Source organism: Pantoea sp. USHLN256 (assembly GCF_037149875.1).
Classification (GTDB): Bacteria; Pseudomonadota; Gammaproteobacteria; order Enterobacterales; family Enterobacteriaceae; genus Pantoea; species Pantoea nemavictus.
In genome coordinates this window covers 1-18,505 of the sequence record NZ_JBBCQO010000004.1, presented here as the reverse complement: position 1 = coordinate 18,505, position 18,505 = coordinate 1, and the positions used below count along the sequence as shown (strand labels likewise).

15 protein-coding genes and 1 pseudogene are annotated in these 18,505 nt (G+C 55.0%); 8 read left to right on the top strand and 8 right to left on the bottom strand.

Going from position 1 to position 18,505, the window contains the following annotated elements:
- Window positions 1–43 precede the first annotated feature (43 nt).
- A complete protein-coding gene (locus WFL93_RS11760; protein ID WP_336778191.1) occupies window positions 44–892 on the top strand; it encodes a sugar phosphate isomerase/epimerase family protein in 849 nt (282 codons plus the stop codon).
- A gap of 6 nt (window positions 893–898) precedes the next feature.
- On the opposite strand, the gene WFL93_RS11755 is transcribed toward WFL93_RS11760, so the two are convergent.
- The 4 genes from WFL93_RS11755 to WFL93_RS11740 form a co-directional block, all read right to left on the bottom strand.
- Complete coding sequence (locus tag WFL93_RS11755) at window positions 899–1,879, bottom strand: LacI family DNA-binding transcriptional regulator (protein WP_049852010.1); 981 nt, start codon at window positions 1,877–1,879, stop codon at window positions 899–901.
- A gap of 98 nt (window positions 1,880–1,977) precedes the next feature.
- Complete coding sequence (locus WFL93_RS11750; protein ID WP_336778190.1) at window positions 1,978–3,129, bottom strand: Gfo/Idh/MocA family protein; 1,152 nt, start codon at window positions 3,127–3,129, stop codon at window positions 1,978–1,980.
- Window positions 3,126–4,196 carry a sugar phosphate isomerase/epimerase family protein gene (locus tag WFL93_RS11745; protein ID WP_336778189.1) on the bottom strand — a complete coding sequence of 357 codons (1,071 nt, stop codon included), beginning with the start codon at window positions 4,194–4,196 and terminating at the stop codon, window positions 3,126–3,128. Before WFL93_RS11745 ends, WFL93_RS11750 begins: the two co-directional genes overlap by 4 nt.
- A 16-nt stretch (window positions 4,197–4,212) precedes the next feature.
- Complete coding sequence (locus WFL93_RS11740; RefSeq protein ID WP_336778188.1) at window positions 4,213–5,448, bottom strand: MFS transporter; 1,236 nt, start codon at window positions 5,446–5,448, stop codon at window positions 4,213–4,215.
- 222 nt (window positions 5,449–5,670) lie between these two features.
- Here WFL93_RS11740 and WFL93_RS11735 point away from each other — a divergent pair, with 222 nt between their 5' ends.
- Window positions 5,671–6,009, top strand: a complete 339-nt coding sequence (locus WFL93_RS11735; protein ID WP_336778187.1) for a helix-turn-helix domain-containing protein — start codon at window positions 5,671–5,673, stop codon at window positions 6,007–6,009.
- 107 nt (window positions 6,010–6,116) lie between these two features.
- Entirely contained in the window at window positions 6,117–6,365 is a 249-nt protein-coding gene (locus tag WFL93_RS11730; protein ID WP_007886457.1) for a hypothetical protein, read from the top strand.
- Between the two features lie 207 nt (window positions 6,366–6,572).
- On the opposite strand, the gene WFL93_RS11725 is transcribed toward WFL93_RS11730, so the two are convergent.
- A complete protein-coding gene (locus WFL93_RS11725) occupies window positions 6,573–6,899 on the bottom strand; it encodes an EthD family reductase (protein WP_336778186.1) in 327 nt (108 codons plus the stop codon).
- A gap of 105 nt (window positions 6,900–7,004) precedes the next feature.
- On the bottom strand, window positions 7,005–8,003 hold the full coding sequence (locus WFL93_RS11720; RefSeq protein WP_336778185.1) for an LLM class flavin-dependent oxidoreductase: 999 nt from the start codon (window positions 8,001–8,003) through the stop codon (window positions 7,005–7,007).
- Between the two features lie 199 nt (window positions 8,004–8,202).
- Between WFL93_RS11720 and WFL93_RS11715 the strand changes: the two genes are divergently transcribed.
- Window positions 8,203–9,114, top strand: coding sequence for a LysR family transcriptional regulator (locus WFL93_RS11715; RefSeq protein ID WP_180822020.1), 912 nt, complete (start codon window positions 8,203–8,205; stop codon window positions 9,112–9,114).
- On the opposite strand, the pseudogene WFL93_RS11710 reads toward WFL93_RS11715, so the two are convergent.
- Both WFL93_RS11710 and WFL93_RS11705 read right to left on the bottom strand, forming a co-directional pair.
- Window positions 9,115–10,220: pseudogene (locus tag WFL93_RS11710) on the bottom strand (alkene reductase).
- A 110-nt stretch (window positions 10,221–10,330) separates the two neighbouring features.
- Window positions 10,331–11,509, bottom strand: a complete 1,179-nt coding sequence (locus WFL93_RS11705; protein WP_049852003.1) for an MFS transporter — start codon at window positions 11,507–11,509, stop codon at window positions 10,331–10,333.
- A gap of 278 nt (window positions 11,510–11,787) precedes the next feature.
- Between WFL93_RS11705 and WFL93_RS11700 the strand changes: the two genes are divergently transcribed.
- The 4 genes from WFL93_RS11700 to WFL93_RS11685 form a co-directional block, all read left to right on the top strand.
- Window positions 11,788–12,684 carry a LysR family transcriptional regulator gene (locus WFL93_RS11700; RefSeq protein WP_336778184.1) on the top strand — a complete coding sequence of 299 codons (897 nt, stop codon included), beginning with the start codon at window positions 11,788–11,790 and terminating at the stop codon, window positions 12,682–12,684.
- 162 nt (window positions 12,685–12,846) lie between these two features.
- Window positions 12,847–13,911: an alpha/beta hydrolase gene (locus WFL93_RS11695; RefSeq protein WP_336778183.1), complete on the top strand. Its 1,065-nt coding sequence runs from the start codon at window positions 12,847–12,849 to the stop codon at window positions 13,909–13,911.
- A gap of 79 nt (window positions 13,912–13,990) precedes the next feature.
- The gene (locus WFL93_RS11690; protein ID WP_336778182.1) at window positions 13,991–14,833 is read left to right on the top strand and encodes an SDR family oxidoreductase; all 843 of its coding nucleotides are present in this window, start codon (window positions 13,991–13,993) and stop codon (window positions 14,831–14,833) included.
- 648 nt (window positions 14,834–15,481) lie between these two features.
- A partial coding sequence (locus WFL93_RS11685; RefSeq protein ID WP_336778181.1) for a hypothetical protein occupies window positions 15,482–18,505 on the top strand: 3,024 nt, incomplete at its 3' end.

The window sequence follows — 18,505 nt, the reverse complement described above, 5'->3', positions numbered from 1 at the left end:
TTGTAGCTTTGTAATCGATTACTTTTAACTTTATGGAGAGATTATGTTAGCCCGATTACTTATCAGTAGTTGCCTGGTGGCGTCCGCTGCGCTCTGCTCGTTTTCTGCAGCGGCCGCTGGGGTGGATAACGAAATTGCCCTGCAGATGTATACCCTGCGCAACGTTGGTCCGGCCGAGAAGCAGTTTGCGATGGCGCATGAAGCTGGCTTTAAACATGTCGAAATCGTCGGCACCCATGCCCTGAGCGCTAAACAACTCAGCGCCTTGCTGGAGAAAAATCACCTCACCGTCACGTCATCGCACGTTCAGCTCGCTGCCCTGGAAAACGATTATGCGCAGACCGTTGCCTTTAATAAATCGGTCGGCAACCGCACCATCATCGTGCCGTGGATTGAACCGGAAGATCGCCCAGACAGCACACAAGGCTGGATAGATTATGCCCAGCGCCTGGACGCAATGGGCGCCAGATTGCGCCACGACGGCATACAGTTGGGCTATCATAATCACAACTTTGAGATGAAAAAGTATGCTGGCATAACCGCGCTGGAAATCATCCTGAATCACACTTCGCGTGACAACCTGAAGCTGGAGATGGATGCCGCCTGGGTATCGCGCGGTGGTCAGGATCCGGTGCGTTTTCTGCGGGCATATCCGGGCCGGATTTACGCCATCCACGCCAAGGACAATGCTTCGATCGGTATCCGTGATGATGAAATGAACTTCGCGCCACTGGGTGAGGGTCTGCTGGACTGGTCAGCAATTCTGCCTGCGGCAAAGGCTAGCGGGGTGAAATGGTTCATCATCGAACATGACAAACCCAAAGATGCGTGGAGCATAATCACCACATCGTTGCGCAACCTGCGCACAGCGCTGCAAACGCTGCCGCACTAAGCTATTTTAGGCACTGGCACGCTCAATCAGGTGCCCCTGCATAATCACCCGTTCCGGTGCGGAATCTGGTTGGTCAATTTTGTGCAGCACCAGCCTGCAGGCCTGGCGGCCAATGTCGCGTGAAGGCTGCGCCAGCGTGGTCAGCGGCGGCGTGACCATCTCGGCCAGTTCGGTACCGTCGAAGCCAGCCACGGCAATATCCTCAGGCACACTGAGTCCTGCCGCCTGAATCGCCGCCATCGCCCCAGCCGCCAGCGTGTCTGACACCGCAAACACCGCATCCGGGCGTTCCTCACCGGCTAACAGTGCCATCATGGCGTGTTTACCGGCGTTGAAGCTCAGCTCGCTGGCATAACCGATTGCCTGCCACGCCAGCTGATGCTGTTCCAGCTGCTGCAGATATCCCTGCTGGCGCAGGCGGGCATATTTATAGCTGAGATCGTGATTGATCAGCGCAATACGTTTTCGCCCTTTATCCGCCAGATAGCGCACCACCTCCTGAGACGCATCGCTATCGTTAATGCCCACGCAGGAGATCTCTCCGGCATCGGCATATTCGGCGCACTGCACCCACGGCGTGCTGGCTATTAGATGACTCAATTCCGGTAATTTACTGAAGGCGTCCATGGTGATGATGCCATCGACCATTTTGCCGGAGAGCAGTTGCAGGCTGGAACGCGAGCGCTCGATATCCGAGCCGGAGTTGCACAGCAGAATGCGGTAGCCGTTCTTCTCCGCCTCTTCTTCGATACCTTTCACCACCTCGGCACAAAACGGGTTCGAGATGTCGGAGACCATCACCAGAATCATCGAGCTGCGAGCAGTACGCAGTTGGCGCGCCAGCAGATTGGGTTGGTAGTTGCTCTCTTTAATCGCCTGCAGCACTTTCTCGCGATTTTTGTCTTTAACCGTGTCGCTGTTATTCAACACGCGTGACACCGTGGCGACGGAAACGCCCGCCAGACGAGCGATTTTTTGAATGGACATGGCAGCAACTCATACGAAATCAGATGACACGCAGGCTACCATAAATCTGCGTGAACAATAAGTTAGCCCGACCAGCGCGCTGCCGTTCGGGCTAAGCGTCAGGCGCTGACGCGCACCCAGCGCTGCTGCTGATGGCTCTGCACAATGGCATCAACAATCGCCATCACCTGCGCCCCATCGTGGAAGGTGGCAAACCCAGCCGCCTGGGTTGCGGGCGATTTGCCCTGCTCCACCGCCTGATAAAACTGCTGCATCATCGCGCGGAACGCATCCGGCCAGCCTTCAATGTGTCCGCCGGGAAAACGCGCCCGGCCCGCCACATCCGGATTCATCAGCGCGGGATCGTCCGACAACAGCTGGTTAGCTTTATGGCGATGTCCCAGCCACAGCTGCTGCGGCGTTTCCTGATCCCAGGCCAGCGCGCCCAGGCTGCCGTTAACTTCCAGGCTAAGGCGATTTTTACGCCCGGCGGACACCTGCGACACGCTGAAACTGCCTTTGCTACCGTCGTCAAACCGGAACAGCACAAAGCCCATGTCCTCGGTGGTCACCGGGCGCGATTCATATTGCGTTTCGTCACCCTGCGCGCCGAAGGTGGCAGCACCGGCAAGGCTGGCCTTGCGCGTCGGCCAGACAATCGATAAGTCGGCCATCACCTCAACAATTTTGCGTCCGGTGACGAACTGGATGGTATCGCACCAGTGCGAACCAATATCCGCCACCGCGCGGGATGCACCACCCTTCTCCGCATCCACCCGCCAGTTGTAGTCGGTCTCTTCCAGCATCCAGTCCTGCAGATAGCTGCCCTGCGCTGAGAACAGTTGCCCCAGCTGTTGGTAACGCACCATGCTCGCCGCCTGCTGCACCATGGCAAACTGGCGGTAGACAAAGCTGACGCCGTGTACCACGCCCGCCTTTTCGGCCAGTTCTACCAGTTCGTGCGCTTCATCCATGGTCATGCACAGCGGCTTTTCCGAGAACACATGCTTACCGGCGCCAATGATCTGCCGGTTGATAGCGGCGTGCAGATGGTTCGGTGTGCAGTTATGTACTGCGTGCAGCCCTTCATGCTGTAAAAACGTCGCCACGTCACTGTAGGCGTGCGGCACATTGAGTTCTGCCGCACGCGCGGCAGCGCCACGCTGGCTGGCATCGCATATCGCCACCACGTTGATATTGCCGAGGCGGCGCAGCGCTTCAATATGCGCGGGGCCAATAAAGCCGGTGCCGATTATGCCTACGTTGATCATTTAACACTCCCCTGTTCCAGACCCAGCTGTGCCCGCACGCTCGCCTGCTGGTCGCCCTGCGCGGCAAAATCATCAAAGGCGCGATCGGCCACCGGTATAATGTGGCGCTGAATAAATTCGGCGCCTTCACGCGCGCCGGTTTCGCTCTCTTTTAAGCAGCACTCCCACTCCAGCACCGCCCAGCCGTCGTAGTCGTACTGCGCCAGCTTGCTGAAGATCCCTTTGAAATCGACCTGGCCATCGCCCAGGGAACGGAAACGCCCGGCGCGATCGATCCAGCGCTGATAGCCGCCGTACACGCCGCTGCGCCCGTTAGTCAGGTACTCGGCGTCTTTTACGTGGAATGCTTTGATGCGCTGATGGTAGATATCAATAAACTGCAGATAATCAATGTGCTGCAGCAGCAGATGGCTGGGATCGAACAGAATGTTGCAGCGTGGATGATGATTCACGCCAGCAAGAAAACGTTCAAAGGTCACGCCATCGTGCAGGTCTTCGCCCGGATGGAGTTCATAACAGACGTCAACGCCGTGACGATCAAACTCGTCCAGCACCGGCAGCCAGCGGCGCGCCAGCTCGGCGAACGCCTCTTCCAGCAGCGCCGGATTGTGTGGCGGCCACGGATAGAGATAAGGCCAGGCAAGCGACCCCGAAAAGGTCGCGTGCGCGCGCAGCCCCAGCTTCGCCGATGCCGCCGCCGCCTTTTTCACCGTCTCAATCGCCCACGCCGTGCGCCTGCCGTTATTGCCGCGCACCTGCGCCGGCGCGAAGCCGTCGAAGGCCACGTCATGCGCCGGATGCACGGCAATCAGCTGCCCTTCAAGATGGGTTGATAACTCACTCACCTGAAGATCGTAGGTTGCCAGCAATCCGCTGACCTCATCGCAATAGGTCTGGCTGGTTGCCGCCCGATCCAGGTCAAAAATCGCCGGATGATTGCAGGGGATCTGCAAAGCCTTGTAACCCAGTGCCGACGCCCATTGCGCCAGACCTTCCAGCGAATTAAACGGTGCCTGTTGTCCGATAAACTGCGACAGAAAAATACCCGGTCCTTTTAACGTTTTCACGTACACCTCCAGTTAATCAAGCCGCTTCATCCCGATATTTAAAGGTGAAGAGGAAAAGAATGGCGATCGCCGCCGCCGCAACGGCGGGGATCCACCAGAAAGTTGCCCAGTTTTCTGCGCTGGCCTGGCCGGCGATCAGGCGGTTATACAGTGCGCCGGAAATCTGCGAGCCCAGCAGCATGCCGATGCCGTAGGTGAACATCACCACCATGCTCTGCGCCTGCCCTTTCACCTTTTCGCCCGCGACGCGGTCGGTGTAGATGAAGCCCACCACGAAGAAGAAGTCGTAGCAGACGCCGTGCAGCAGAATGCCGAGATAGATCAGCGCACGGCCCTCGTCGCCCATGCCCATGGCGAACAGCGCGTAACGCACAAACCAAGCCAGCATGCCGACCAGCAGCATGTATTTCACGCCCAGACGGCGGAACAGCAGCGGGATCACCAGCATGAAGAAGATTTCAGACATCTGACCGAAGGACATGGCGGTGCTGACGTTGCTTACACCGGCATCGGCCAGCCATGACGCGGTATAGGCGTAATAAGTGCCGAGCGGAATGGAGATCAGCGTGGCGCAGAGTGCGAAGACAAAAAAGTGGCGGATTTTTAGCAGTGCGAAGGCATCTGCGCAGAACAGATCGCGCACTTTCAGTGGCATACCTTTCGCCGGTGCCGGCGTATGTGGCAGCGTCAGGCTGTAAATCGCCAGCGCCACAGAGCAGATGGCCGCAACGATAAAGACTGAGGTGCTGGCAGAAATGCCGGTGAAACCAATAAAGATGCCGGCCACAATCCAGCCGATGGTGCCGAATACCCTGACCACCGGAAAACTTTTATCGCTGTTGCTCAGGCTGTGGAAGGCGATGTTATTGGCCAGCGCTAAGGTCGGCATAAAACACAGCGTGTAGCCAAACAGCAGCGCGATAAGCAGCGTACCGTTTTCAGCCGCCAGCGCAGAGGGCACAAACCACAGGATCACCGCCCCCGCCAGGTTCATCACCGCCATCACTTTTTGCGACGGGAAGAACCTGTCTACCAGCATTCCCAGTACAAACGGTGAGAGGATGGAGGCGATCGGCCCGGCCGAAAACGCATCGCCGATCAGCAGCGACATGTTGTGTTGCGTCATCACCAGTCCGAGCGTGACTGACCAACTGCCCCAGATGAAGAACTGCATAAACATCATGAGAGAGAGCCGGGGAACCAAAAGCCGGTGCTGCACGATAACAACTTCGGTACTTTGTGATGTCGACATGGTGAACCTTCCCAGAGAAAAGTAATCGATTACATTTAGGTAAGGCAAGAATGTAATCGATTACTTTATAGGTTACATTTAGGTAGATCACACTTTTGCATATCCTTACGCAGCCGGTCACCTCTGAGGAATGAGGGCTCATCCGCATTTAATTCATCTACTTATCAGCCAGTTAATCTCAGTGCAGATTGATGGAATTTATTTGAGAAGCGAGAACATCCCGTGGTTAATTCGCAGAAAATTATTGAAGGGCTAACGGATTGGATCAATCTCCGTCTCAGTAAACCTCTCACCATTGACAAGATCGCCCTTCGATCGGGCTATACAAAATGGCATCTGCAGAGAATGTTTCGGCGTGTTAAAGGGACAACGCTGATTGCGTATATCCGCAATCAGCGTCTGGAAAAAGCGTATGCAGAACTCCTGCAAACCGCAGACAGTCTCAGCACCGTGGCGCAGCGCAATGGTTTTAATTCACCCGAATCTTTCAGCAGGGCGTTTACGCAACGATTCATTCTCACGCCAACTGAATTTCGCCGCATACATAATAGTGCTGATTAATTACGGTAAATCCTGAGCTTTTAGGATTAAGCGCCGTGCGATTCCCCCGCGAACGTCTACAGTCACGGGTGAGGTTATTATTCATTCGTACTAATGGAGGAATTTCTGTGTTATTTCAAAACCACGAGAAAGGTCACGCCATTATTGGCGAAGCGGCACTGAGCCTGGCCCTGTGCGAGAAAGAGATCAGCATTGCATCACTTTTCGCGCAGCTTGGTCGCATGGCGAAATCGGAGAACAGCACCTTAAGGTTGCAGCAGATCTATAAGGCCAGAGACTGGCTGATGAGTTTTGATTCACCCGAGGTCGCCGAAAAGCAGGTGCCGTATCTGCAGACCCTTGCGGGCCTGAACTGAGCGCTGAACTAACCGTTAACGAACTGATGCCATAGGAAGTAGTCCGGCTCCGGCCGGAAAACGACGAAGCGAATGACCTCATCGGTTACGTGCGAACGTATACCGGCCGGAGAACCTGTCAGGGACGACACTCTCCTTACTGCTTTTAAGCAAAAGTAAGCGTTGCGCCACACCCTTCCCTGTCCATTATCAGCAGTACGATAAACATTAACGCTTTCTGATTTCAGTAATGTAAGTAACGGCGACGTGGTCGGCGAAGTTGGGCACGTCCTCATAGGCTTCGATACCTGTCGGGGAGCTGAACGCAGCGATTGCGTCTTCAAGCGAGTCAAACCATAACTCTGAAAATCCATCGACGGGTGAGTCAGGATATTTTTCGCGATCCACAGGATTCAGAACATAGCCGCGTAGCCCCGGCAGCCGCAGGGCAATTTCGGTATGAACCTCATCCCAGTACTTTATGAACTCTTCAAAGCTTTGTCCTTTTTTACGGGTGATAAAGCCGACGTGCTTAAAACCTTTAGTGGGTGTCATAACGTTCTCCTGAGAGATTAATGTTTGATAGCGACTGAATTAAATTACTGACTTACCGCTCAGCTAACGCTGCTGTGAGGCTGACGCAGGCACAGCTCCCCCTCCTCAGCTATTCCAACAGCCCGCGATCAGTTGATGCGAACGGATACGCGCATCGGCGTCGTGGATCCAGGAGTTCACCATGATTTCATCTGCGCCGGTGCGGCGCACCAGATCCTGAAGTCCGGCACGCACCACATCAGGCGTGCCCCATATCGATTCGCGTAACTGAGTCAGCACCCGCTGCGCCTCGGTCGGGTGCCATAGCGTATTCATGTCATCAACGGGTTTGGGCAGCTTCATATCTACGCCGCGTCCCAGGTTGACGAACTTCTGCAACTCGGTGGTGGCCAGCCGGTCAGCCTCTTTCTGCGTTTCCGCCGCCACAACGTTTACGCACACCATGACGTAAGGCGCATTGAGGGTTTCTGACGGCTTAAAACCGGCCCGATAGGTATCAATGGCTGCCAGCATGGCATCGGGCGCAAAGTGAGAGGCGAAAACCAGCGGCAGACCTTTCTGTGCCGCCAGCTGAGCGCTGAAAGTACTGGAACCCAGCAGCCAGAGCGGAATACGCAGTCCGGCACCCGGTACCGCCGTCACGCGCTGGCCGGGACGCGGCTCGGCGAGAAAATGCTGCAGCTCTTCCAGCATGTCGGGGAAGTCCAGACCTCTTGCCCGACTCTCACGCCGCAGCGCCTGCAGCGTTTCCTGATCGGTACCGGGCGCGCGTCCCAGCCCCAGATCCACGCGGCCCGGATAAAGGGTTTCAAGCGTACCAAACTGTTCAGCGACGACGAGCGGCGCGTGATTCGGCAGCATAATGCCGCCCGAGCCGATGCGGATTTTATCGGTGCGGGCACCAATGTGGCTCAGGATCACCGTTGTGGCGGCGCTGGCGATATCCACCATATTGTGATGTTCGGCCATCCAGAAGCGATGATAACCGGCGTCTTCAGCCGCTCTGGCCAGACGCACGCTGTTGTGGATAGCGTCAGCCAGGCTGTGGCCTTCGGTAATCGGAGCCAGATCCAGCAGTGACAGAGGGATGTTCGCGTCTTTCATGAAGATTTCCTTAGCCTCGTTTCAGTGGTTACGTGGCGAAACAGTAAGTTCGGAAATCACTATGATTGTTTTCCCCATGATGATAAATCCGCTTTCACTCGGATCTGTGTAGACATAGATTCTATAATTAACCGACGACATTCGGTGTATGGTAGCGTCGGTAAACCAGGCAAACCTGTCAGAGACACGAAGATAAACCATGAGAAAAACCGATCATCTGGGCGGGATCACCGCATTTGTCACCACGGCGCAGCTGGGCAGCTTTACCGCTGCCGCTGAGCGTCTGGGGCTGACCAAATCCGCGGTAGGCAAAAGCGTCAGCCGGCTTGAGGATCGCCTCGGCCTTAAGCTTTTTCAGCGTTCCACGCGCCGCCTCAGCCTGACGCCGGACGGCGAGCGATTTCTGAACAGCTGCCAGAACGCCATTGATATTCTGGAGCAGGCGGAGGCCGAGCTGACGTCTCATATCTGCCAGCCCGCCGGCAGACTCCGGGTGGATTTACCCGCCGCCTTCGGGCGGCAGCGTATATTGCCCGTCCTGCTGCAGATTACGCGCAACTATCCTGAGCTCGCCCTGACGGTGACCTTCAGCGAGCGGTTTGTCGATCTTATCGAGGAAGGCATTGATCTGGTTATTCGCATTGGTGAGCTGGCCGACAGCAGCGGTCTGGTCGCCCGCAGGCTGACGACCCAGAAACTGGTGATCTGCGCCTCACCAGACTACCTGCTTTATCATGGCACGCCGGTCACGGCGGACGCGTTAAGCGAACATCAGTGCGTGGTCGGGTTTCGCCGCAATCAGCCCATTTCCTGGCTGCTGAAGGACGCGGAGGGAGAGATAACGCGGTTCATACCGCCTGCCACCCATGAATTTGCCGACGGCGATGCGATGCTGACCGCCACCCTGGCGGGATGTGGTCTGTCGCAGCTGCCGATATGGCTGGTCGGTGACTATCTGGCAAGTGGCGAACTGCAGGAAGTTCTGCCGGGCCACTCCGGTGGAGAGATGCCCATCAGCGCGCTCTGGCCAAAAAGCCGTCAGCTGCTGCCTAAAATCCGCTATGTCGTGGACACGCTGGTTCAGGCGGCAGAAGACGGCGCGCTCGACTGATCAGGCGAGTTGCTGGTACGCAGGGTAGTCGGTATAGCCCTCTTCCGAACCACCGTACATCGTAGCCGGGTTGACTTCACTCAGTGGCCAGCCGTTCGCCATCCTTTCCACCAGATCCGGGTTGGCAATATAAGGCCGCCCGAATGCAATCAGATCGGCCTTGCCCTGCTGCAGGTAGCTTTCGGCAAGCGCCTTATCAAAGCCGCCGGCGATGATCAGCGTGCCGTCATAGGCGGCGCGGAATTTCTCAATGAAACCGGCGGGGATGGCCTGCTCACCCAGCGTCTGCTGATCGCTGAGGTGCACATAGGCCAGAGAACGGCTGCTGAGTTTTTAGCCAGCAGCAGCCAGGTCTCCTCTTCACCCGGAAAGGCGTGCATATCAAACAGGCGACCAAAAGGCGCCAGCCGGATGCCGGTTTTATCTGCGCCAATGGCCTGCGGTACCGCGTCGGTTACCTCAAGCACGAAGCGCAGACGGTTTTCATGCTGCGGGCCGCCGTACTCATCGGTTCGGGTGTTCAGTCCGCCGTTAATGAACTGCTCCAGCAGATAGCCGTTGGCGGCATGAATTTCAACGCCGTCAAAGCCCGCGCGGATGGCATTTTTTGCCGCGTTGACGTAGTCCTGAACCACAGCGCTGATTTCTGCCGGGGTCAGCGCACGCGGCGAAGACACCGGCACTGGACCGGCATTTCCCTGCTCATCGCGCGCATAGCAGGTTGAATTTTCTGCCCTGACGGCAACAGCGCTGACGGGGAGCTGACCATCCTGCTGCAGGCTGGTATGAGAGATGCGCCCAACGTGCCAGAGCTGCAGGTAAATCCTGCCGCCCGCCGCGTGCACGGCACGGGTGGTTTTTTCCCAGCCCTTCACCTGTTCGTCATTAAAAATGCCCGGCGTGAAGAGATAGCCTTGACCCTGCACGGAGATCTGCGCCCCCTCGGTGATAATGAGGCCCGCCGAGGCCCGCTGCTGATAGTACTTCGCCGTCAACTCGTCAGCGGTATCCCCCGCCCTTGCCCGTGAACGTGTCATCGGGGCCATCACCACCCGATTGTTCAGCGTGATGTCACCGAGCGGGTATGAGGTAAACAATTTGTCCATATTTTGCTCCTTTCAGTAGACACCTCCATGATGGGTGCCGTGAGCAGGTTAGGGAACACCTGTCTGTTCCGAACAGATGTTCCATAAGTTCTACATTAATGCGGCTATGCTTACGCCAGCTCTTGCGCAACAGGTGCCGTTTTCACATCAGCGCGGTGCTTGATGACGATGCTGGCGAACGCCAGCAGAGCAAAGATCACGCTGCTGAGCACCACGGAGTGGGTACCGAGGCGGGCAATAAACCATCCGCCCGTCAGCGAGCCAAGCGTGATCCCCAGGTTAGAAAATGACATGTACAGGCTGTTAGCAAACTCTGGGGCCTCGCTGGCTTCACGCATCAGCCAGGTCTGGCTGACCACCAGCCCGGATGAGTGAAATGCACCCCAGAATACGGTCAGCAGACACATCGCCAGCGGCGAAAAGCCCAGCAACCACACCAGCAGGAAAACCAGCGTGTAAAGCAGCGGATAGACATGGGTGGTTTTCACCACGTTTTTCTGCAGCAAGCTGCTGAAGACAAAGTTACCGGTGAAACCACACAGGCCAAACAGGATGAGCATTGCGCTGATGGCGTTATTGCTGAGATGCGTCACTCGCGCCAGATAATCAGCAACGTAGCTGAAGCCGGAGAACATCGCGGCAAACACCAGCGTAACGGTGGAGATGGTCAGCCACAGCTTGCCATTGCGCAGCACGGAAACCTGGCTGGCATAAGACACTTTATGTTTCGCCGGCATTGAAGGCATGAAGAGCAGGACGCCAACGAAAGCCACTACACAGGCAGCGGCGCCGAAGTAGAACGCGGCCGCCAGCGAAAGATGATCCGCAATGAGTGAACTCAGCGGAACGCCCAGCACCAGACCGATCGCCACCCCGGCAAATACCTTGGCAGCTGCGCCAGCGGCTTTTTCTTTCGGCACCGAGCTGGCGGCCACCACCAGCGCAACGGCGAAGAAAACCGCATGCGCCAGCGCCGGCAGAATGCGAAATAGCAGCATCAGATTAAACACGTCGGTGGTGGCATAGATCAGGTTGGAAATAATGAACACCACCAGAATGCTCAGCAGCACCGTTTTCTTATTAAAACCTGACAGCATCAGGGTAATAAACGGTCCGGTGATGGCCACGATGATGGCATAAATACTGACGAGGAAGCCGACCTGCGTGGGCGTCACGTGCAGCTGTGAGACCAGTTTTGGTAACAGGCCAATGATGGCGATTTCGGTGGTGATCACGCCGAAAACGGCGACAGACAGCGCGAGTAAAAGCAGTGAGCTTTTATTTTGCATAACATACCCTTGTGGAAGAACTGCAAATGAAAAAAGGCAAGCCAAATAGCTGGACGTAACCTCAATGCGTTATGGCCGGAACGTAACGGAGGCGCATCATCGCGGACTTTCACAAACGGGGAAATAGGCGTACTGGCGTTACAGAGGGGACATAAATTCTTCAATAACGTTACTTATCGGGTGATGACGCTTTAATTCATAGCCATCATAAATATCAGCGCGCTCAATTAAATTATTGAATGGTATATTCAGCGCAGATTAACAAAACAGGGTTATCAATGCGCCGGAAGAATATCAGCGATTACCAGGCTTTTATCGCCGTTGCGCGCGAGCAAAGCTTCACCAGAGCCGCGGCTCAGCTGGGCGTATCGCAATCCGCTCTGAGCTACACCATCAGAACGCTTGAAGCGCATTTAGGGTTGCGCCTCCTGACACGTACCACCAGAAGTGTGTCTGTGACGGAAGCCGGCGAGCGCCTGCTCAACCGTATCGGTCCACATTTCGATGATATTGAATATGAAATTGCATCGCTAAGCGGAATGCGGGAAAAGCCAGCCGGTACAGTACGCATTACCGCCGTAGAGCATGCAGCCGAAACGCTTCTCTGGCCAAGGCTTGCCCCGGTGCTGCAGGAATATCCGGATATCAATATCGAAATCATCAGTGAGTACGGCCTCAAAGATATTGTCGCCGAACGTTATGATGCTGGCGTAAGGCTCGGTGAGCAGGTCGATAAAGATATGATCTCTGTCCCTCTCGCAGCAGACTCCCGCTTTGCCGTCGTGGGTTCGCCCGCTTATTTTGCTGATAAACCCTTGCCGCTGACTCCGCGCGATCTCAATGCCCACAGCTGTATCCGCTTACGGTTACCGACGCATGGCGGTTTTTATGCATGGGAATTTTATCAGCACGGCAGCGAGATCAAGGTGCGTGTTAATGGTCGGGGGACGTTTAGCACCATCAATATGATGCTGCAGGCCGCGCTGGATGGGATCGGACTCGCTTATCTTCCTGAGGATAGCGTTGAGGCGTTGCTTGAGAAGGGTCAGCTGATCCGGGTACTTGCTGACTGGTGCCCGCCCCGACCGGCCTATCATCTTTATTATCCCAGCCGTCGGCAGCACTCCCCCGCTTTCCAGCTGGTGCTGGACGCCCTGCGCTACCGCAGGCGCTAATTCTCACCGTCCAGGTCAGGATTAAGAAAATAGCCTTCTAAGCTCATGCAAAATTAAGCGTCTAATCACTTAATCCTGCAGGCAGTACGATGACTGACAGAAACGACACATTAACGTCCCCCCGTCGTGAAGCCGTCATCGTATCCCTGAAGGAGTCTGACAATGAGCAAAACCCCTGGCGGGCTAAGCCGCCGTAATTTAATTTTTGCAGGTTCAGTCGCCTCCGCCGGGCTTCTGATGGCAGCGAAAACACGCGCTGCGCTGGTTCCCACGCCGCGGCTCTCCGGAACGACGACACGCGTGGACGGCGTGACCATTCAGAGCGTCATGTTCAGAAATAATGAAATCATGATGTCCGGGAATCTCTACCTGCCTAAAGCGTTCAGCCCAGCCCGACGTTACGCCGGCATTGTGGTGGTCCATCCTGGCGGCGGCGTTAAGGAGCAGACCGCCGGCCTTTATGCGCTGAAACTTGCCGCAGAAGGATTCATCACTCTTGCCTTTGATGCTTCTCACCAGGGAGCCAGCGGCGGCCTGCCACGCTTTGTTGATGACCCGATGAAAAGGGTCGTCGATTTTTATAGCGCGGTGGATTATCTCGCCACGCTGCCTTATGTCGACAGTACCCGCATGGGTGCTTTGGGCGTGTGCGCAGGCAGCGGTATTACCGTCAAAGCCTCCATGACCGATCGCAGGATTAAAGCGCTGGCGACGGTCAGTGCGGTAGACGTGGGTGCCGCTACTCGTAAAGGTTGGGAGGGGAAGACCGCGGAATCTGAGCTGATTCCCACCCTTGAAGCCGTGGCTAAACAGCGCGAGTCTGAGGCGGCGGGTGGTGCCGCTGTCTACGTTAATTATGTGCCTAAGCTCGGGGATACGTCTGCTCCGCGCGATCTGCAGGAAGCCGCAGACTACTATTTAACACCTCGCGGTCATTATCCGACATCAACCAATCAGATGTTAATGACCAGCATCAGCACACTCGCCTCTTTCACCGGCTTTGCAGGCGCAGATGTTTATATCACGCAGCCGCTGCTCATGGTGGCCGGTAGTGAAGCGGGATCGCTGTGGCATAGCCAGCAGCTAAACCAGAGCGCTGCATCGGCAAACAAACAGCTGTTTATTATTCCCGGAGCCACGCATATGGATCTTTATGATGGTGAAGGTGCTAACAAAGCCGCCCGTCAGCTTGCCCCCTTCTTTCGCCAAAATCTTGCCAGCAGCTAAACGCTTAGTGAGCACGTAAAACACCTAAAAGAACGCAACGGCAATTACCGTTTTTTGAACTCTATATGGAGAGACATTAATGACAGATAAACAAGTTTGGCTGATTACGGGGGCCGGTCGCGGCCTGGGTCTGGATATTGCCAGAGTAGCCTTGGCCGCTGGTCACACTGTGGTCGCGACGGGGCGCGATCCGGCAAAAATCGCCAGTGCACTCGGTGAACATGATTCACTCATCACTCTGAAACTGGATATCACCCGTTTTGCCGACGCTGAACAGGCCGTGTCAACTGTTACTGAAAAGTACGGCCGGATTGATGTGCTGGTCAATAACGCCGGTAATTTTTACGCCGGATTTTTTGAAGAGCTGAGCCAGAACCAGGTGCGCAACCAGATGGAAACCCTGCTCTTTGGCCCTATGAACGTCACACGAGCGGTCTTACCGGCGATGAGAAGCCAGCGGTCAGGTCTTATTATCACGTTATCGTCGACCGCGGGCATTACGGGTATCGCATTTTGCAGCGCGTACAGTGCGGCAAAATTTGGTGTGGAGGGCTGGATGGAGTCTCTGGCGCTGGAGGTGAAGAAGTTTGGCATTAACAGCATGCTGGTTGAGCCCGGATTCTTCCGCACCGAACTGCTTTCTGATGACTCAACCCAATATGCGGAATTGTCCATTCCTGACTACGCCGCAGAAACCCAGGCAACAAAATCAGCCTGGCGTGGCATGAACGGTAAACAAGGTGGCGACCCGGAAAAATTAGCCGAGGCCCTTATTAAGCTTGCCAGGCTTGAGAACCCACCAGCGCGTTTCGCGGCCGGCGCGGATGCAGTTGAAACCTTCGAAGCTAAAGCCAAATCACTGGGTGAACAGGCTAACGCGCTGCGTGATTTGTCATCGTCACTGTCGCTGGATGCTGATTAACGTTGATCTTTAAAAGGGTGGGCACCGCACTGATTGCCCGCCCCGCATATTGACTTCCGCGCGTCGGCATAACTCTTAATGAGTTTTCTGATTATTTACCAGGTTTGTTAAGAATGCCCCATAGCCAAGTGACAACGAATATCCGCAAGTGACATCTTACGCAAGACGTAATGGCTCCCATCCGAAATACCTGTCAATACATAACATTTACTGATTTAAGCCATCATTTTATTACGCCGGCCATTTACATTTATTTAAATTAGTAAAGACAAGCAGACAAGACTGCTAAACCGCACATCAAAAACGCATTCTTTAGATTATAAAAAAGAAACACAAACATCTTTTTTATATCGTTTTAAGCCACTAAACGATCAAACCAGGATATGGCTGATTAACACCAGGAATACCCGCCAAAACAACCAATCATTAATTATATTTGTTAACTACAGCCATATTTACGTAGTTATACTTACCACGTCAATATAACTATATATATCAATATCCTGAATCACCACAACATCAAACAAAGACCCATCTTGTTGGAATTGAAATTGGCTATTCGATAATGCCGGGGATTTAAGTCTGCACGCAAGGAACCGGCCACGGCACAGCGTGTAATAGTTAATCCCCGTAAAAAGGATGAATGGATTGAACAATAATAAAGATCGCGATTTAACCCATCAGTTAAATAGTGCACTGCCGCTAAACAACATGACACCTCTGAATGAAGGTGAGCGTTTTATCCGCATCGATAGTGTCACTGTAATGAACGGTGACAATAACGATGTAGTTACAGAAAACGGCACCTCCGATGGTGTTTTATTCACCGTACGTGGTACTGCCCTTCCTAATGAGATTTTCTTCATTTATGTCAATGAAACGCGCTTCCAGGTTCGCGCTGACAGAGAGGGGAATTGGGTTTCGCACCACTTGCCGCGTGTGGGCGATATTGAAATCAAAGTCGCTATTCCATTAACCGACCTTAGCGACAGCTTTAACTTTACCCGCACTGAAGCCCCCATCGAAACACGTCCGATTATTCACGAAATTTATGACGACGAAGTGAGCTATGCGTGGGAATTCATTGATCAAGCTGCCACCACCAGCGATGCCGATCCTATCGTACGTGGCTACGCGCTGGCCGGTTCAGAAGTGAAAGTGCTGATTAACGGCCAGGAAGTCACTTCCACCGTTGCCAATGACTTCAATAACTGGTCGCTGAACCTGCCTCTGCAGGAAGGCCGCAACGTTATTACCGTGATCACTAACGGCGAAGAGAGCGAGCCGTGGGAAGTGTTCTATCAGCCGGCTGCTGAGCCGGTTGAACCCGTCGCACCGGATCTGGCTATTACGTTTATGCGTGATGTGATGAGCGGTGAACAGATTGACCCGAACGGCGCCGCGACCAGTAACAGTGTGCAGCTAAGCGGTACCGGCCCAGCCGATCAGCGCCTTATGGCCTACGCCGGCAACCAGTTCATCGGTTATGTCTTTACGGACATGAACGGCAACTGGAGCCAGATGCTGACCATTCCGCAGGGCAATCATGAGCTGACCGTGCGCAACGGCACCGAGCGCAGCGAAGCAGTAATGATCACTGTCCCTGCTCCCGTGCCGGTAACGCCTGAGATCCACAGCATCTGGGCTGACGAGAATACACCGGGCCTGATTAACAACGGTGGCAGCACCGACGACAACACCCCGCAGATGTCCGGCATCGCCGGCCGCAATGCGACAGTTGAAGTCTGGGTGAATGGCCAGCATGTGGATACCTTGCAGGCCGATGATTTGGGCAACTGGAACTATTCGCCAACCCTGTCTGAAGGTATGAATCGTATTCATCTGGTTACTCAGGGCGTCGCCAGTGAAACGGTAGAAGTGCATTACGCGCCACCAGCCCCGCCTGTGGACGAGCCACTGTCGATTTTGCGCATCAGCGATTTTATGACCGGTGACGTTATCGATCCAAATGGCTCCACGAGCAGCACCGAGATTCGCCTCAGCGGTGTTGGTCCAGCCTCGCGCTTGATTGAGATCTGGTCGGGTGACACCTTTATTAAAAGCGTGCCAGCAGGTCGCACCGGAACCTGGCAAACCGTTCTGACGCTGCCTCACGGTGAGAACGCGATTACCTTGCGCATTCCGGGCCAGCAGAGTGAGCCGGTGACCATCACTGTCACTGCACCTGCCCTACCCGTACCGGAAATCGCCGCAGTCTGGGCCGATGAAAACACCTACGGCAATATTGAGAATGGTGGCAACACCGATGATGCCACTCCGCAAATTCAAGGCGTGAATGTCGGCCGTTACGCAATGGTTGAAATCTGGCTGAACGGTCAGCACATCGAAACCATCATGGCGAACCGTGCAGGTGACTGGACCTACTCGCCAACGCTGAGCGAAGGCCTGAACCAGTTCCAGGTGAAATCTCAGGGCGTTGCCAGTGAAATCTTTGAGGTCAACTACACGCCTGCCCCAGAAGTTGAGTTGGCAATCAGACTGATCCTTGATGGCAACACCTTTGAGGTGATTGATGAGAACGGATCCCTCTCCGGTCAGCAGGTGCGCATTAGCGGCACCGGTCCTGCTGGCGCCATGCTGTCGCTCTGGTCAGGTGATAAGTTCATTACTGACGTTATCCCTAACGCCCAGGGCAACTGGACCTATTTTGTTGACCTGCTGCCGGGCGAAAACAGCCTGACGCTGCGCTCTGAAAACGCCAGCAGCGCACCATGGGTGGTGAACGCCCCCGCCGCCAGCCTGACACCACCCGAAATTCACACCGTCTGGGCAGATGAAAACAATTACGGCCAAATTGTTAACGGTGGCACCACCGATGATGCTACTCCGGTCATCAGCGGCGGCGCCGGCAAGTATGCCTCGGTAGAAATCTGGCTGAATGGTCAACTGGTCGATACCACCGCTGCCAGCGTCAACGGCAGTTGGTCATACACGCCGACGCTGCGTGAAGGGCTGAACCAAATCGTGGTTAAAACGCAGGGCATCGCCAGTGAGATCTTCGAGATTCACTTTGATCCCGCAGCCACGCCAGCGCCAGCCATCGTCAACGTCTGGGCTGACGAACACAGTCATGGTCAGATCGTTAACGGTGGCAACACCGATGACGCAACTCCGCAACTTCGAGGCATTAATGCCGGTCCATTCGCTGAGGTTGAAATCTGGATCAATGGCCGCTTTGTTACCACAACCCAGGCAAACAATGTAGGCTTTTGGTCATATTCGCCGACGTTGAGCGAAGGCTTAAATCAGATCGTGGTAAAAGCCGGCGGAATCGCCAGCGAGCCTTTCGATATTCACTATGCACCACCTGCCCCGCTGGTACCGGTCATTACTTCTGTCTGGGCTGACGACAATACCTATGGTGAGATTGCTCATGGTGACACCACTGATGACGACACACTGTTCATGCGTGGTCATAACGTCGGCAGTTTTGCTGAGGTGGAAATCTGGCAGCATGGTCGACGCATCGATACCGTTCAGGCCGATAATTTCGGCAACTGGTCTTATAACCTCACACTGGGTGAAGGTCGCAACCAGATCGTGGTGAAATCGCAGGGTGTTTCCAGCGAACCTTACGATATTTACTATGCCCCGCCAGCCCCGCCAGTGCCGGTCATTACCTCTGTCTGGGCTGATGAAAACAGCCATGGT

Excerpts from the sequence above, each read along its gene's own strand:
- WFL93_RS11760 (WP_336778191.1), top strand. The coding sequence starts at position 44 with ATGTTAGCCCGATTACTTATCAGTAGTTGCCTGGTGGCGTCCGCTGCG.
- WFL93_RS11755 (WP_049852010.1), bottom strand. The coding sequence starts at position 1,879 with ATGTCCATTCAAAAAATCGCTCGTCTGGCGGGCGTTTCCGTCGCCACG.
- WFL93_RS11750 (WP_336778190.1), bottom strand. The coding sequence starts at position 3,129 with ATGATCAACGTAGGCATAATCGGCACCGGCTTTATTGGCCCCGCGCAT.
- WFL93_RS11740 (WP_336778188.1), bottom strand. The coding sequence starts at position 5,448 with ATGTCGACATCACAAAGTACCGAAGTTGTTATCGTGCAGCACCGGCTT.
- WFL93_RS11725 (WP_336778186.1), bottom strand. The coding sequence starts at position 6,899 with ATGACACCCACTAAAGGTTTTAAGCACGTCGGCTTTATCACCCGTAAA.
- WFL93_RS11720 (WP_336778185.1), bottom strand. The coding sequence starts at position 8,003 with ATGAAAGACGCGAACATCCCTCTGTCACTGCTGGATCTGGCTCCGATT.
- WFL93_RS11715 (WP_180822020.1), top strand. The coding sequence starts at position 8,203 with ATGAGAAAAACCGATCATCTGGGCGGGATCACCGCATTTGTCACCACG.
- WFL93_RS11705 (WP_049852003.1), bottom strand. The coding sequence starts at position 11,509 with ATGCAAAATAAAAGCTCACTGCTTTTACTCGCGCTGTCTGTCGCCGTT.
- WFL93_RS11700 (WP_336778184.1), top strand. The coding sequence starts at position 11,788 with ATGCGCCGGAAGAATATCAGCGATTACCAGGCTTTTATCGCCGTTGCG.
- WFL93_RS11695 (WP_336778183.1), top strand. The coding sequence starts at position 12,847 with ATGAGCAAAACCCCTGGCGGGCTAAGCCGCCGTAATTTAATTTTTGCA.
- WFL93_RS11690 (WP_336778182.1), top strand. The coding sequence starts at position 13,991 with ATGACAGATAAACAAGTTTGGCTGATTACGGGGGCCGGTCGCGGCCTG.